Genomic DNA, 14,811 nt, shown 5'->3' with positions numbered 1-14,811 from the left:
CACATGGATCTGAATTTCACCGCAGAAGAGGAAGCGTTTCGCGCGCAGGTGCAGCGCTTTCTCGCCGACAAGCTGCCGCCGCGCATCTCGCGCAAGGTGAAGGGCGGCTTGCGGCTCACGCGCGACGACATGCGCGAATGGCACGCGACGCTCAACGCGCAGGGCTGGCTCGCGAGCCACTGGCCGCGCGAGTGGGGCGGCCCCGGCTGGAGCGTCGCGCAGAAGTTCCTGTTCGACAACGAGTGCGCGCTCGCGGGCGCGCCGCGCATCGTGCCGTTCGGCGTGAACATGCTCGGCCCCGTGCTCATCAAGTACGGCAGCGAAGCGCAGAAGCGCCGCTGGCTGCCGCGCATCCTCGACGGCACCGACTGGTGGTGCCAGGGCTATTCGGAACCGGGCGCGGGCTCCGATCTCGCGGCGGTCGCGACGAGCGCGGTGCGGGGTGTCGACGCGCAGGGCGATCACTACGTCGTGAACGGCCAGAAGACGTGGACGACGCTCGGCCACTACGCGAACATGATCTTCTGCCTCGTGCGCACCGCGACCGACGTGCGCAAGCAGGAAGGCATCAGCTTCCTGCTCGTCGACATGAATTCGCCCGGCGTCGAAGTCCGCCCGATCGTCACGCTCGACGGCGAGCATGAAGTGAACGAAGTGTTCCTCACCGACGTGCGCGTGCCCGCCGAGAACCTCGTCGGCGAAGAAAACAAGGGCTGGACCTACGCGAAATACCTGCTCACGTACGAGCGCACCAACATCGCGGGCATCGGCTTCTCGGTCGCGGCGCTGGAAAAGCTGCGCGCGGTCGCGGCGAAGGTGAAGAAGAACGGCCGGCCGCTCGCCGACGATCCGCTCTTCGCCGCGCGGCTCGCGCGCGTCGAGATCGAGCTCGAGAACATGAAGACGACGAACCTGCGCGTGCTCGCGGCCGTCGCGGGCGGCGGCGCGCCGGGCGCGGAGAGCTCGATGCTGAAGATCCGCGGCACGCAGATCCGGCAGGAGATTTCGTCGCTGTTGCGGCGCGCGATGGGGCCGTACGCGCAGCCGTTCGTCGACGCGGCGCTCGACGCCGACTACGACGGCGAGCCGCCGGGCGGCCTGCCCGAAGCGGCGAGCGCGGCGGCGCAGTACTTCAACAATCGCAAGCTGTCGATCTTCGGCGGGTCGAACGAAATCCAGAAGAACATCGTCTCGAAGATGATTCTCGGGCTTTGAGCTTTGCATGGGACCAGGGTAAGCGCTGAAGCGCCAACCCTGGCCGACAGCTTTGCATGGGACCAGGGTAAGCGCTGAAGCGCTAACCCTGGTCGACAGCTTTGCATGGGGCCAGGGTAAGCGCTAAAGCGCTAACCCTGGTCGACAGCTTTGCATGGGACCAAGGTAAGCGCTGAAGCGCTAACCCTGGTCGACAGCTTTGCATGGGACCAGGATAAGCGCTAAAGCGCTAACCCTGGTCGACAGCTTTGCATGGGACCAGGGTAAGCGCTGAAGCGCTAACCCTGGTCGACAGGAAACGACTATGGACTTTCAACACACCGAAGACCGCCGGATGCTGGCGGACAGCCTGAACCGCTTCATCGCCGAGCAATATCCGTTCGCCGCGCGCGACCGGATCGCGCTGTCGGATGCCGGCTACAGCAGCGACATGTGGCGGCGCTTCGCCGAGCTGGGCGCGATCGGCGCGCTCTTTCCGGAGGACTGCGGCGGCTTCGGCGGCGCGGGCTTCGACATCGCGCTCGTGTTCGAGTGCCTCGGGCGCGGGCTCGTCGTCGAGCCGTTCGCGGGCGCGCTGATGGCAGGCCGCGCGCTCGCGCAGGCGGGCGGCGACGCGCATCGCGCGCGGCTCGCGGCGCTGATCGACGGCCGTGCGATCGGCGCGTTCGCGCACGCGGAGCCCGATACGCACTACGAACTGCACACGGTGAGGACGCGCGCGACGCGCGAGGGCGATCGATGGGTGCTCGACGGCACGAAGGCCGTCGTCGACTGCGGCGAGCACGCGACGTTCTACGTCGTCAGCGCGCGCACTGCGGGCGCCGACGACGACGCGGCGGGCCTGTCACTGTTCGTCGTGCCGAAGGCGGCGCCGGGCGTGTCGGTGCGCGGCTACCGGAAGATCGACGGCGGCCGCGCGGCCGACGTGCGCTTCGCGCGCGTCGCGCTCGAGGGCGACGCGCTCGTCGGCGCGCCGGGCGAAGCGGCCGGCGCGATCGAGCGCGCGATCGGCTTCGGCCTGCTCGCGCTCGCGGCGGAAGCGCTCGGCGCGATGGACGTCGCGAAGGCGCACACGCTCGAATTCCTGCGCACGCGCCGCCAGTTCGGCGCGCCGATCGGCAGCTTCCAGGCGCTGCAGCACCGGATGGCGGACGTGCTGCTCGAGATCGAGCAGGCGCGCTCGGCGGTGATCAACGCGGCCGCGCAGCTCGATGCGCCGCGTGTGGCGCGCGAGCGCGCGCTGTCGGCCGCGAAGTACAGCGTCGGGCGGATCGGCGCGCTCGTCGCCGAGGAGAGCATCCAGCTTCACGGCGGCATTGGGATGACGTGGGAGCTGCCGCTTTCGCACTACGCGAAGCGGCTCGTGATGATCGATCACCAGCTCGGCGACGAAGATCATCATCTCGCGCGCTACGTCGCGCTGTCGAAGCCGCAGTCGATGCAATGACCGCGGACCAACGGAGGAGACGAAGATGCGCAACGAACTGGGCGCGCAGCCGCTCGCGGGCGTCAAGGTGCTCGATTTCTCGCGTGTGCTGGCCGGCCCGTGGTGCGCGATGGTGCTCGCCGATCTCGGCGCGGAGGTGATCAAGGTCGAGCACCCGGCGCGCGGCGACGATACGCGCGACTGGGGCCTGCGCGTCGGCGACACCGAGACGACCTACTTCAACAGCGTGAACCGCAGCAAGCGCTCGATCTGCGTCGATCTGCAGACGGAAGCGGGGCAGCGCATCGCGCGCGAGCTCGCCGCGCAGGCGGACGTCGTCGTGCACAACTTCAAGGCGGGCGGCGCGGAGAAGCTCGGCCTCGGCTACGGCGCGCTCGCCGCGCTGAATCCGCGGCTCGTTCATTGCGCGATCTCCGGCTACGACCGCTCGGGCCCCGAGGCGAGCCGGCCGGGCTACGACCTCGTCGTGCAGGGCGAGGCCGGCCTGATGGCGCTCAACGGCGAAGCGGGGCGGCCGCCGCTGAAGTTCGGCGTCGCGGTCGCGGATCTCTTCACCGGCATGTACTCGGCGCAGGCGATCCTCGCCGCGCTCTACGAGCGGCACGCGACGGGGCGCGGCCGGCGCATCGAGATGGCGCTCTTCGATTGCGGGCTGATGGTCACGTCGTACTACGGGCTGGAGGCGCTCATGATGGGCGAGGACCCGCCGCGCTACGGCAACGCGCATCCGTCGATCGTCCCGTACGGCGTGTTCGACGCGGCGGACGGCCCCGTCGTGATCACGGTCGGCAACAACCAGCAGTTCGCGCGCTTTTGCGACGTGATCGGCCGGCCGGAGCTCGCGGCCGACGCGCGCTTCGCGACGAACATCGCGCGCGCCGCGAATCGCGCGGAACTGCTGCCGGAGATTCTTCGCGAGCTCGGCCGCCGGCCGCGCGCCGCGCTGCTCGCCGCGCTCGCCGACGCGGGCATCCCGTGCGGCGAAGTGCTCGGCTTGCGCGAGGCGCTCATGTCGGAGCGCGCGCAATCGGCGGGGCTCGTCACGCGGCAGCCGCATCCGGTCGCGGGCGAAGTCGACGTGCTCGCGCCGCCGTACCGGTTCGACGGCGAGCGCCTGCCCGTGCGCGGCGCGCCGCCCGCGCTCGGCGCGGATACCGAACGCGTGCTCGGCGACTGGCTCGGCCTGTCCGCGCGCGAGATCGCGCAACTGCGCAGCGAGCGCGTCGTCTAGCGCGCGGCGCGTTCGCACGGCAGGCGTTCTGCGCGCAAACGGGCGCGCTCGCCGTGCGGGCCGTCGCGCACCGAAACATCAGACGAAATGCGCGGGCGCGCACGAATCGTCCGGCGATCCGGACGGCCGCAATCCGGAAATCCGGATTTCCGGATTGCGCGCGCTCGTCACGATTCGGAAAAGCCAGAGAAATCAACAGGCTGAGCCTGATCGAGCGGCTGGCATCGACCTTGCGAAGTAAACGCCCAAGGCCCGCCTAGGCCTCATTACTACAGCAAGGAGACATTCGATGCCCCACCTCGTCCACCTCCCTCGGATTCGCTGAGGCCATCGCTTGTTGCGGCGCGGCAGCCGCGCGGGCGAGTGGCACCCCTGACATTCGTCCGCGCGCGTGACGCCGGCCGGCTTCGACTCATCCTCTCTCTTCTCTGGAACCATCGTGAAGAAACCGTTTTATAAAGTCCTCTACGTGCAGGTGATCTTCGCCATCGTCGTCGGCGTGCTCCTCGGTCACTACTACCCGTCGCTCGCCGTCGACATGAAGCCGCTCGGCGACGGCTTCATCAAGCTGATCAAGATGGTGATCGGCCCGATCATCTTCTGCACCGTCGTGACGGGCATCGCCGGCATGCAGGACATGAAGAAGGTGGGGCGCGTCGGCGGCAAGGCGCTGCTGTATTTCGAGATCGTGTCGACCTTCGCGCTCGTGCTCGGCCTCGCGGCGACGCACATCCTGCGTCCCGGCGTCGGCTTCAACATCGATCCGGCGACGCTCAACGGCAAGGAAGTCGCGTCGTACGCGGCGAAGGCGCACGGCCAGTCGACCGTCGACTTCCTGATGCACATCATCCCGAACACGATGATCGACGCGTTCGCGCAAGGCGAGATCCTGCAGATCCTGCTGATCGCGCTGCTGTTCGGCAGCGTGCTCGCGCACCTCGGCGATCGGGGCCGCGTCGTCACCGACTTCATCGACGGCATCACGCGCGTGCTGTTCGGCATCGTGCACATCGTCACGAAGCTCGCGCCGATCGGCGCGTTCGGCGCGATGGCGTTCACGATCGGCAAGTACGGCGTCGGCTCGCTGGTGCCGCTGCTCAAGCTGATCGGCACGTTCTACCTGACCTCGGTCGTGTTCGTGCTCGTCGTGCTCGGCGCGATCGCGCGCTTCACCGGCTTCTCGATCATCCGCTTCGTCGGCTACATCAAGGAAGAGCTGCTGATCGTGCTCGGCACGAGCTCGTCGGAGGCGGCGCTGCCGCAGCTGATGGAGAAGCTCGAGAAGGCGGGCTGCTCGCGCTCGGTCGTCGGCCTCGTCGTGCCGACCGGCTACTCGTTCAACCTCGACGGCACGAACATCTACATGACGATGGCCGTCCTCTTCATCGCGCAGGCGACCAACATCGAGCTCACGTGGATGCAGCAGCTCACGCTGCTCGCGGTCGCGATGCTGACATCGAAGGGCGCGAGCGGCGTGACGGGCGCGGGCTTCATCACGCTCGCCGCGACGCTCGCCGTCGTGCCGACCATTCCGCTCTCCGGCATGGTGCTGATTCTCGGCATCGACCGCTTCATGAGCGAGTGCCGCGCGCTGACGAACATCGTCGGCAACGGCGTCGCGACGGTCGTCGTGTCCGCGTGGGAGAAGGAGCTCGACCGCGCGAAGCTGCGCGCGGCGCTCACGGGCAACGGCGAAGCCGCCGCGGGCGAAACCGCCCGCGTCTGACGATGAGCGGGAACACGGCGGGGCGCGCAGCGGCGCCCGCGCCGGGCGGGGCCGGGCCGGGCGCGCCGACGCGCGCTTCGCTCGGCCCCGCGGCCTTTTCGGGCGGGGGCTATGCCACAATAGACGATCCTTACAGTCCGGAAGCCGTCACCGTGAAGCGCCGCCTGCTCGTCCTTCTCGCGCTCGCCGCGATGCTCGCGGTGGCGTGCGCGCTCACGTGGGCCGTCACGTGGCGGCGCGGCGTCGCCGATCTGCGCGACAGCGCGGCGGCGCGCGTCGACCGCACGACCAACGCGCTGAAGAGCACGCTCGACCGCTACGAATCGCTGCCTTACCTGCTGGGCGGCCACCCGTTCGTGCAGGACGTTCTCGCCGCGCCCGGCAATCGCCGCCGCGTGAACCGCGCGAACCTGTACCTCGAGGACATGAACCGCCACGCGCACGCGACGGCGACTTACGTGATCGCCGCGAACGGGCTGTGCGTCGCCGCGAGCAACTGGCGCGGCCCGGACAGCTTCACCGGCATCGGCTACCAGTTCCGTCCGTATTTCATCGATGCGGTGAAGGGCGGCACGGGCCGCTTCTTCGGGATCGGCACGATCTCGCGCGATCCCGGCTACTACATCTCGCAGCCGGTGCGGCGCGACGGCAAGATCATCGGCGTCGCGGTCGTGAAGCTCAATCTCGAATGGTTCCAGGGCGCGGACGCGTCGGAGCCGCTCGTCGTCGCCGACGATCACGGCGTGATCTTCCTGTCGTCGGTGCCCGAATGGAAGTACCACACGCTCAAGCCGCTGCCGGGGCCGATCGCGACGTCGATTCACGAGACGCGCCAGTACGCGCAGCATCCGGTGACGCCGCTGCCGCTGCGCGTCGAGCGCGTGCTCGGGCCCGATGCGCAGATCGTCCGGATGGGCGCGGGGCGGCGCGCGCCGCGCTATCTCGCGACGCGCCGCCTGCTCGGCGAGCCCGACTGGCAGCTCGTCACGCTCGCGCCGATCGAGCCCGTCGACGCCGACGCGCGCAACGCGACGATCGTCACCGCGTTCGGCTTCGTGTCGCTCAGCCTGCTCGCGTTCTACTGGCGCACCCGCCGCGCGCGCGTGAAGGAGATGCTGCGCAGCCGCGTGCTGCTGCAAAGCGCGTATGCGGAGCTGAACCGGCGCGTCGAGGAGCGCACGGCCGATCTGTCGCAGGCGAACGCGCGGCTCAAGCAGGAAGTCGGCGAGCGGATTCGCGCGGAGCACGAGCTGCGCGCGGCGCACGACGAGCTCGTCCAGGCGAGCAAGCTCGCCGCGCTCGGCCAGATGGCGGCCGGCATCACGCACGAGCTGAACCAGCCGCTCGCCGCGCTGCGCAGCTTCTCCGACAACACGCGCGTGCTGCTCGACCGCGGCGATCAGGCGGCCGCGCGCGAGAACCTCGAGGCGATCGCGGCGCTCACCGAGCGCATGGGCAAGATCACCAATCAGCTGAAGCTGTTCGTCGGGCGCGCGAAGCCGCGCAACGAGCAGGCGCACGTCGCGCGCGCGCTGCGCAACGTGCTCGCGCTGCTCAAGGAGCGGTTGAAGGGCGTCGAGCTCGCGATCACGCTGCGCGACGAAACGCGCGATCCCGCCGAAGCGGCGCGCTTCGATCCGTCGCGCGACGAGCCGGCGCTCGTCGCGCGCTGCGAGGATCTGCGGCTCGAACAGGTGCTCATCAACCTGCTCGGCAACGCGCTCGACGCGGTCGCGGCGGCCGCCGCGCCGCGCATCGACGTGACGATCGACGCGACGGCCGCGACGCTTGCGATCGTCGTGCGCGACAATGGGCCGGGGATTGCGCCGGAATCGCTCGCGCGGCTGTTCGAGCCGTTCTTCACGACGAAGGAAATGGGGCGCGGGCTCGGCCTCGGCCTCGCGATCTCGTCGTCGATCGCGCGCGACGCGGGCGGCTCGCTCACCGCGCGCAACGCGCCGGCGGGCGGCGCGGAGTTCGTCTTGACGCTGCGCCGCGCGCGCACGCATCATCCGGACACTTCCGCCGCGAGCTGAGCGCGCGTCCGCGCGCGGCCCGCACAGCATCATTGGGTGACAGAAGATGGCGAACCGCCTGCAAGTGATCTACATCGAAGACGACGAGCTCGTGCGCCGCGCGGGCGTGCAGAGCCTGCAGCTCGCGGGCTTCGACGTCGTCGGGTTCGGTTCGGTCGAGGCGGCCGAGAAGGCGATCGTCGGCGATGCGGCCGGCGTGATCGTGTCCGACATCCGCCTGCCCGGCGCGAGCGGCCTCGATCTGCTGGCGCAGTGCCGCGAGCGCACGCCCGACGTGCCGGTCGTGCTCGTCACCGGGCACGGCGACATCTCGATGGCCGTGCAGGCGATGCGCGACGGCGCATACGATTTCATCGAAAAGCCGTTCGCGGCCGAGCGCCTGATCGAGACGGTGCGGCGCGCGCTCGAGCGGCGTGCGCTCGTGCTCGAGAACCACGCGCTGCGGCGCGAGCTCGCGGGGCAGGGCGTCGTCGCGCCGCGGATCATCGGCACAAGCCCGGCGATCGAGCAGGTCCGGCGGCTGATTGCGAACGTCGCGCCGACCGACGCGTCGGTCCTCATCAACGGCGACACGGGCGCCGGCAAGGAGCTGATCGCGCGCAGCCTGCACGAGCTGTCGCCGCGCCGCGACAAGCCGTTCATCGCGGTCAACTGCGGCGCGCTGCCGGAGCCGATGTTCGAATCCGAAATGTTCGGCTACGAGCCGGGCGCGTTTACCGGTGCGGCGAAACGCCGAATCGGCAAGCTCGAATACGCGTCGGGCGGCACGCTGTTCCTCGACGAGATCGAGAGCATGCCGCTCGCGCTGCAGGTGAAGCTGTTGCGCGTGCTGCAAGACGGCGTGCTAGAGCGGCTCGGCTCGAATCAGCCGATTCGCGTGAATTGCCGCGTGATCGCGGCGGCGAAGGGCGACATGAGCGAGCACGTCGCGGCCGGCACGTTCCGGCGCGATCTGCTGTATCGCCTCAATGTCGTGACGATCGCGCTGCCGCCGCTCGCCGAGCGCCGCGAGGACATCGTGCCGCTCTTCGAGCACTTCATGCTCGACGCGGCGGTTCGCTACGGGCGCCCCGCGCCGCTTCTCACCGATCGGCAGCGCGCGAGCGTGATGCAGCGCGACTGGCCGGGCAACGTGCGCGAGCTGCGCAACGCGGCCGACCGCTTCGTGCTCGGCGTGACGGAGGGCATCGTCGGCGACGCGGGCGCAGGGGACGCGCAAGAGGATGCCGGGCAGTCGCTCAAGGAGCGCGTCGAGGAATTCGAGCGGGCGGTGATCGCCGAGACGCTGAACCGCACGGGCGGCGCGGTCGCCGCGACGGCCGACAAGCTGCACGTCGGCAAGGCGACGCTCTACGAGAAGATGAAACGCTACGGATTGACGGCGAAGGGAGAAACGGACCGCTGACGCGGCCCGTCGTCGAGCGATCCGTTCGAGTTCGAGGGGAGGCGGCGCGGCCGGAAGGCTTGCGCGCTTGCGTGCTTTTATGCGCTCGTGTCGAGCGCCTTTTGCAGCAGCTGGTCGAGCTCCGCGAACTGCGGCGCGCCGACGTAGCGCTTCAGGATCTTGCCGTCCTTGCCGATCACGAACGTCGTCGGCGTCAGCTGAACGTTGCCGAACTGTTTCGCGACGCTGCCGTCGTCGAGCGCGACCTTGAACGGCAGCTGGCGCGTTTGCGCGTAGTTCGCGACGTACATCGGCGGATCGTAGTTCATCGCGACCGCGACGAATTCGAGCCCCTGGCCCTTGAAGCGGTTGTACGTTTCGACCATCTGCGGCATTTCCTGCATGCAGGTCGCGCAGCTTGTCGCCCAGAAGTTGACGAGATAGACCTTGCCCTTCAGATCGGCGGCGGTCGAAATCTTCTGGCCGGACAACAGCGTAAACGTTGCTTCGGGCGCGCTGGACTTGCCGTTGAACGCGAAATAGCCGGCGACGGCGATCGCGACGGCGGCGACGGCGATCGCCACGTAGCGCAACGGGCCGGCGCGGCGGCCGGTGGGGGCGGGAGCGGGGCTCATCTGCAGGACCTCTGGAATGCGGACTCCGGGCGACGCCGCGCGGGGCGTCCGACCGGTGCGAACGGCGCTCATTGTACCGTCAATCTGGCGCGCGCACCGGCGCCGCGCGTTCGCGCCGGCCGGCATAATGCGGCTTCGTTCAACGTTCATTGCTACCCGTTTTCTTCATGATTCGTGCCGCTCTTCGCCACGCGCGCTCGCTTCGTCCGCTTCGTCCGCTTCGTCGGCCCGGGGTGGCCGGCCTGTCGGCTCCTTTACGCCCGCGGCGGCCGGCGCGCACGCTTGTCGCGTCGTTCGGCGCCCGCGCGCGCCGCGCGGCCATGGTGCTCGGCGCGCTCGCGTCGCTTGCCGCCTGCTCGCCCGCTTACGACTGGCGCACGCTGCACAACGACGCCGGCTACACGATCGATCTGCCGGCCAAGCCGACCGTCGAAGAGCATCCGGTCGCGATCGGCGGGGCGCCGATGAAAATGCGGATGCAGGCGGCGCACGTTGGCGGCGCGGTGTTCGCGGTCGGCACGGTGATGCTGCCGGACGATCGCGACGCGACCCAGCACGCGGTGCTCGACTATCTGCGCACTGGTTTGGCGCGCAATCTGCGCACGCAGCCCGCCGAGCAGGCGGTGCTCGTGCCGCTCGCGGCCGGGGGCCAGGCGGCGGGCGTCGAGCTGCGGATGAGCGGAGCGCCCGACGGCGCGTCCGGCGCGCAGGGGCAGGCGGGCGGGGCGTCGTCCGGCGTGCGAGCGTCGAAGACGGTGATTGCGCGGCTCGTCGCGCATGGCCGGCACGTGTACGAAGTGATCGTGATATCCGATGCGTCGCTCGCATCCGAGCCGCTCGAACAATTTTTCGGCTCGTTAAAACTCGATTGATCGGGCGACGCAGGCCGCCTAAGAGCCGATGCGAAAGTGAAAGTTCCTTCGCAAGAACGGTGGCTAATCACCGGATTTTGCGGGATTTTTCCGGCTATCCACAGACTGTGTGGATAACTTTGTTGAAAAGTTCGGCGGGTGGGCGGCAAAGGCCCACCGGAGGGGCTTTCAGTTAGATTGTCCGCAATCTTCGCACTTGCAAAAAATCAATAAAATCAATGTATTGCAAAATAGGCTTCAAGTGATCGCTGGGGCGCGCGATAGTCGGGTCGGTTTCCGCTAATTGTGCATAAGTCAAGTCTTGACAGGCATTTTTTTGCCAATCGATCGAAAGTGGCCGACCTCGAAGCTGTGCGCGGAGGGCCGCTGACGGCGGGGGGAGGCCGGTTCCGGCGTTCTCCGCTCGCCTCGCGCGGCGTGTTGGCCGACATCGGCTGGCCGGCTGGAGGAGGAATGGGCCGGAAAAGGGGGCCGGAAAAAGGGGGCCGGAAATGGGGCGGGAAAGGGCCGGCCGGCAGCTTGCCGGCGCGTTCGCGCATCGAGCGTCGATGTGGCGATCGCACGTTCGCGCGCCGCGCTTTGGTGCTCGTCTGATCGCGGGCGAGGTCCGCCGGGCCGTGGCGCGACGCCTGAACCACATTTGCCGGGCAAACGAAAGCGCCGGGCGTTGCGGCTAACCGGCGCAGCGCGCTCCGTCGAATATGCCGGCGCCCGTGCCGCCTTCCTCCGGTTGCGGGGCGGCTGGCAGGCTCGAGCGCCGTTCGTGCTTCGTCAATGCGGCTTCTATCGCGTCGCGGACCGCGGACGGGGTGTCGAGCAGATAGAAATGTCCGCCGTCGAACGTCTTGCGTTCGATCGGGAGCGTCGACGCGCGCCGCCAGTCGTGCAGCCCGTCCTCGGACAGCACCGCATCGCGTTTGCCGGCGAAGACCGTGACGGGCACGGGCAGCGGCGTCGGCGACGCGAGTGGGAAGAACGCCTCGACGATCCGAAAATCCGCCTTCGCGAGCTTCAGCAGGATCGCGCGCAGCTCGTCGTGCGCGAAGACTTCGGGCGGCGTGCCGCCGAGCGACGCGAGATGATCGACGATCGCCGCGTCGGGACGCGCGTGGACCGGATGCGCGCGGCGTCGCGACGCCGCAAACGGCGAATCGGCTCCCGACACGCCGAGCCAGCGCGGCGGACGCCCGAGTTGCGTCATATCGTGCGCGAAGCAATACGCGACGAGCGCGCCCATGCTGTGGCCGAAGATCGCGTAATCGGCCGGAAGCTCGGGGGCGAGTTCGCGCAGGTAGTCGCGCAGTTGCGGCAGCGTGTCGAATGCGGGGCGGTGGAGGCTTCTGCCGCGGCCCGGCAGCTCGACGAGCCACACCTCGATGTGGGCCGGAAACGCGGCCGCCCATCTGTAGTAATTCGTCGCGGAGCCGCACGCGTGATGGAACATCAGCAGCCGGTGCCGCGCGCGTTCGCGCCGGTCGGGAATGGTGAGGGTGCCGGGCAGCAAGGCCATGCGCGATCGCTCCAGTCAGGGAAGGCCAATCTTGGACGGTCCGGCGGCGTCGCGAATGCTCGCGGCGCGGGACGCCGGACGGTGTCGTCGTTGAGGTTCGGTGCGTCAATCGGCCTACTATATTACGATTTGCCGCTGCTTCCCGTCGTCGCTTCGCGGTACGATCGCCCGGCCTGGCCGCGCCCTCTTCCTCGGCGGCAGCGCGTCGGGCGCGGAGATTACCGGACACATTGCGCGACGCTCGCGTGGCGGCGAGCGACGATTCCGGAACGCATTTCGAACGCCTTTCTGCGTTTGCGTCACGCAGGCGCCGCTTGAAAATCGCTGCTTGAATGGCGGCGATCGCCGGCCGTGCGAGGGCGTCGATCGACCGGTTGCCGAGGCGATGATTTCGTGCCGCTCGTAACCCGGTGGGCATCCCGATCGCGGCTCGGCACGGTCCGTCAAGCAGGCGTCAAGCAGGCGCCGAGATGGCCATGGATACTTCTTTGCCTACCGTCCGCGGATACGACCATGACGATTCTCGTTCGCGCCGCCGCCCCCGCCGACCAGCCCGCGTTGCGCCGGCTCTATTTGCGCGCGCGCCGCGGCACGTTCGCCTGGTTGCCCGCCGACGGCTTCGCGCTCGATGATTTCGACGAACACACCCGAGGCGAATCGCTGCTCGTCGCGCAAGCGCCGCGCGAGGGCATCGTCGGCTTCATTTCGGTGTGGGAGCCCGACTGCTTTCTCCACCATCTGTACGTTGCGGGTTCGCGGCTGCGCGAGGGAATAGGCAGCGCGTTGCTGCGCGCGCTGCCCGGCTGGCCCGCCACGCGCTATCGGCTCAAATGCCTGCGATTGAACGAGCGCGCACTCGCGTTTTATCGCGCACACGGGTTCGTCGAGATCGATTCGGGCGTATCCGAGGACGGCGACTATCTGCTGCTGGAACTCCGCCCGACGGGCGGCCGATGACGTGCGGCCGCCGAGCGGCTCGCGACGGCGCCGCGGCGCCGCGCATTCGAGCCTGCATCGCCGAGCGCGCCGTTCTTCTTGTCGCCGGGCGGCGGACTGTCGTGCGATAGGCGCTCAGGCGGGCGAAAACACCCTTCGATACCGGATCGCCTCGGCGATCTGCCCGGCGCTCGGCGATTCGTCGCCCGCGAGATCCGCGATCGTCCGCGCGACCTTCAGCACCCGGTAGTGCGCGCGCGCCGACCAGCGGAACCGCTCGCCCGCTTCGCGCAGCAGCGTCTCGCCCGTGCTGTCCGGACGGCAGAACGTATCGGTTTCGCGCCCCGTCAGCATGTGATTGGTCTTGCGCTGCCGCGCGAATTGCCGCACGCGCGCGTGCGCGACGCGCTCGGCGACGGCCGCGCTCGATTCGCCCGCCGCCGCCGGCCGCTCGGCCAGCTCGGCGGGCGTGAGCGCGGGAATTTCGATCTGGATGTCGATGCGGTCGAGAAGCGGCCCGGACAGCTTGCGCAGATAGCGCGCGGCGACGTCGGGCGAGCAGCGGCAACGGCCGCCGGGGTCGCCGCGCCAGCCGCAGGGGCACGGATTCATCGCCGCGATCAGCTGGCATGCGGCCGGGAAATCCGCCTGCAGCGCGGCGCGCGAGATCGTGATGCGGCCCGCCTCGAGCGGCTCGCGCAGCGTCTCGAGCACGTGCCGGTCGAATTCGGGCAGCTCGTCGAGGAACAGCACGCCGAGGTGCGCGAGCGTGATTTCGCCCGGCTGCGGCGGATTGCGCCCGCCGACGAGCGCGGCCGAACTCGACGAGTGGTGCGGCGCGCGAAACGGACGCCGCCGCCATTGCGCGGGCGAGAAGCCCGCGCGGCTCGATGAAAGAATCGCGGCGGACGTCAGCGCCTCGTCGTCGTTGAGCGGCGGCAGGAGGCCCGGCAGACGCGCGGCGAGCATCGACTTGCCCGCTCCCGGCGGCCCGATCATCAGCATGTGATGGCCGCCCGCCGCCGCGACTTCGAGCGCGCGCTTCGCGCCCGTCTGGCCGATCACGTCGGCGAGGTCGGGGGCGGATGCGGCAGGCAGATCGTCGAGGCGGGGTGCGGCGACGGGCGCGAGCCGCCCGTCCGGCGCGCCGGCGAGATGCGCGCACAGCGCGGGCAGATCAGCCGCGCCGTACACCGTCACGCCCGGCGCGAGCGCCGCTTCGCCCGCGCTCGGCAGCGGCAGGTAGAGCTCGGCGGCGCTCGGCGCCGCCGCCGGTTCGCCATCCGCCACCAAACCGGTTTCGTCCGCCTGCTGCGCGCGCGCCGCGCCGCACGCCATCGCGAACGCACCGCGCATCGGGCGCAGCGCGCCCGTCAACGACAGCTCGCCCGCGAACTCGCGGCCATCGAGCGCATCGGCCGGAAGCTGGCCGCTCGCGGCGAGAATGCCGAGCGCGATCGGCAGGTCGAAGCGGCCGGACTCCTTCGGCAGGTCGGCGGGCGCGAGGTTGACGGTAATGCGCCGCACGGGGAATTCGAAGCCGCAATTCTGCAGCGCGGCGCGTACGCGCTCGCGACTTTCGCGCACCTCGAGATCGGGCAGCCCGACGATCGAGAACGAGGGCAGCCCGTTGGCGAGATGGACTTCGACGGTGACTTCCGGCGCGCGGCCGGCAGCGGGCGCGCGGCTGCGCACCACGGCAAGCGACATGATTCGACTCCGCGTGGACCGGACCGGGCGGCGCGGATGGCGCCGCCCGTGGCGTCCGGAGATTGGTTTCGATGCGCGCTTGCCGGCGTGGCGCGAGCTGCTGGGATGG

Annotated in this window: 11 protein-coding genes; 8 read left to right on the top strand and 3 right to left on the bottom strand. The window is 69.4% G+C overall.

The genetic code is table 11. The features are described 5' to 3' along the window. Positions 1-3: 3 nt before the first annotated feature. From WT60_RS18105 to WT60_RS18075, 6 genes are all read left to right on the top strand, one after another. Entirely contained in the window at positions 4-1,215 is a 1,212-nt protein-coding gene (locus WT60_RS18105; RefSeq protein WP_060355170.1) for an acyl-CoA dehydrogenase family protein, read from the top strand. 304 nt (positions 1,216-1,519) lie between these two features. Next, positions 1,520-2,662, top strand: coding sequence for an acyl-CoA dehydrogenase family protein (locus tag WT60_RS18095; RefSeq protein ID WP_038750607.1), 1,143 nt, complete (start codon positions 1,520-1,522; stop codon positions 2,660-2,662). A 25-nt stretch (positions 2,663-2,687) separates the two neighbouring features. After that, positions 2,688-3,893 carry a CaiB/BaiF CoA-transferase family protein gene (locus WT60_RS18090; RefSeq protein ID WP_038750604.1) on the top strand — a complete coding sequence of 402 codons (1,206 nt, stop codon included), beginning with the start codon at positions 2,688-2,690 and terminating at the stop codon, positions 3,891-3,893. 436 nt (positions 3,894-4,329) lie between these two features. After that, a complete protein-coding gene (locus tag WT60_RS18085; RefSeq protein ID WP_038750637.1) occupies positions 4,330-5,619 on the top strand; it encodes a dicarboxylate/amino acid:cation symporter in 1,290 nt (429 codons plus the stop codon). Between the two features lie 2 nt (positions 5,620-5,621). Next, a complete protein-coding gene (locus tag WT60_RS18080; protein WP_059670180.1) occupies positions 5,622-7,655 on the top strand; it encodes an ATP-binding protein in 2,034 nt (677 codons plus the stop codon). 46 nt (positions 7,656-7,701) lie between these two features. Next, positions 7,702-9,060, top strand: coding sequence for a sigma-54 dependent transcriptional regulator (locus WT60_RS18075; RefSeq protein ID WP_038750598.1), 1,359 nt, complete (start codon positions 7,702-7,704; stop codon positions 9,058-9,060). A 77-nt stretch (positions 9,061-9,137) separates the two neighbouring features. Here the strand turns inward: WT60_RS18075 and WT60_RS18070 are convergent, their stop codons facing one another. Further along, positions 9,138-9,674, bottom strand: coding sequence for a TlpA disulfide reductase family protein (locus WT60_RS18070; protein ID WP_038750595.1), 537 nt, complete (start codon positions 9,672-9,674; stop codon positions 9,138-9,140). 320 nt (positions 9,675-9,994) lie between these two features. Between WT60_RS18070 and WT60_RS18065 the strand changes: the two genes are divergently transcribed. Beyond that, positions 9,995-10,546, top strand: a complete 552-nt coding sequence (locus WT60_RS18065) for a hypothetical protein (protein WP_060356790.1) — start codon at positions 9,995-9,997, stop codon at positions 10,544-10,546. 673 nt (positions 10,547-11,219) lie between these two features. On the opposite strand, the gene WT60_RS18060 is transcribed toward WT60_RS18065, so the two are convergent. After that, complete coding sequence (locus WT60_RS18060; protein ID WP_082717688.1) at positions 11,220-12,056, bottom strand: alpha/beta fold hydrolase; 837 nt, start codon at positions 12,054-12,056, stop codon at positions 11,220-11,222. A gap of 513 nt (positions 12,057-12,569) precedes the next feature. On the opposite strand from WT60_RS18060, the gene WT60_RS18055 reads away from it, so the two are divergent. Then, positions 12,570-13,013 carry a GNAT family N-acetyltransferase gene (locus tag WT60_RS18055; RefSeq protein WP_038750589.1) on the top strand — a complete coding sequence of 148 codons (444 nt, stop codon included), beginning with the start codon at positions 12,570-12,572 and terminating at the stop codon, positions 13,011-13,013. A 114-nt stretch (positions 13,014-13,127) separates the two neighbouring features. On the opposite strand, the gene WT60_RS18050 is transcribed toward WT60_RS18055, so the two are convergent. Then, entirely contained in the window at positions 13,128-14,702 is a 1,575-nt protein-coding gene (locus tag WT60_RS18050; protein ID WP_038750585.1) for a YifB family Mg chelatase-like AAA ATPase, read from the bottom strand. Positions 14,703-14,811: the final 109 nt, after the last annotated feature.

The organism is Burkholderia sp. MSMB617WGS, from assembly GCF_001532025.2.
Taxonomy (GTDB): Bacteria; Pseudomonadota; Gammaproteobacteria; order Burkholderiales; family Burkholderiaceae; genus Burkholderia; species Burkholderia savannae.
The sequence above is the reverse complement of the archived record's forward strand: the minus strand, read 5'-3'. Positions and strand labels throughout refer to the sequence as shown.

What these genes read in the sequence shown, in the direction of transcription:
- WT60_RS18105 (WP_060355170.1), top strand. Translation starts at nt 4, where the DNA reads ATGGATCTGAATTTCACCGCAGAAGAGGAAGCGTTTCGCGCGCAGGTG.
- WT60_RS18095 (WP_038750607.1), top strand. Translation starts at nt 1,520, where the DNA reads ATGGACTTTCAACACACCGAAGACCGCCGGATGCTGGCGGACAGCCTG.
- WT60_RS18090 (WP_038750604.1), top strand. Translation starts at nt 2,688, where the DNA reads ATGCGCAACGAACTGGGCGCGCAGCCGCTCGCGGGCGTCAAGGTGCTC.
- WT60_RS18080 (WP_059670180.1), top strand. Translation starts at nt 5,622, where the DNA reads ATGAGCGGGAACACGGCGGGGCGCGCAGCGGCGCCCGCGCCGGGCGGG.
- WT60_RS18075 (WP_038750598.1), top strand. Translation starts at nt 7,702, where the DNA reads ATGGCGAACCGCCTGCAAGTGATCTACATCGAAGACGACGAGCTCGTG.
- WT60_RS18070 (WP_038750595.1), bottom strand. Translation starts at nt 9,674, where the DNA reads ATGAGCCCCGCTCCCGCCCCCACCGGCCGCCGCGCCGGCCCGTTGCGC.
- WT60_RS18065 (WP_060356790.1), top strand. Translation starts at nt 9,995, where the DNA reads ATGGTGCTCGGCGCGCTCGCGTCGCTTGCCGCCTGCTCGCCCGCTTAC.
- WT60_RS18060 (WP_082717688.1), bottom strand. Translation starts at nt 12,056, where the DNA reads ATGGCCTTGCTGCCCGGCACCCTCACCATTCCCGACCGGCGCGAACGC.
- WT60_RS18055 (WP_038750589.1), top strand. Translation starts at nt 12,570, where the DNA reads ATGACGATTCTCGTTCGCGCCGCCGCCCCCGCCGACCAGCCCGCGTTG.
- WT60_RS18050 (WP_038750585.1), bottom strand. Translation starts at nt 14,702, where the DNA reads ATGTCGCTTGCCGTGGTGCGCAGCCGCGCGCCCGCTGCCGGCCGCGCG.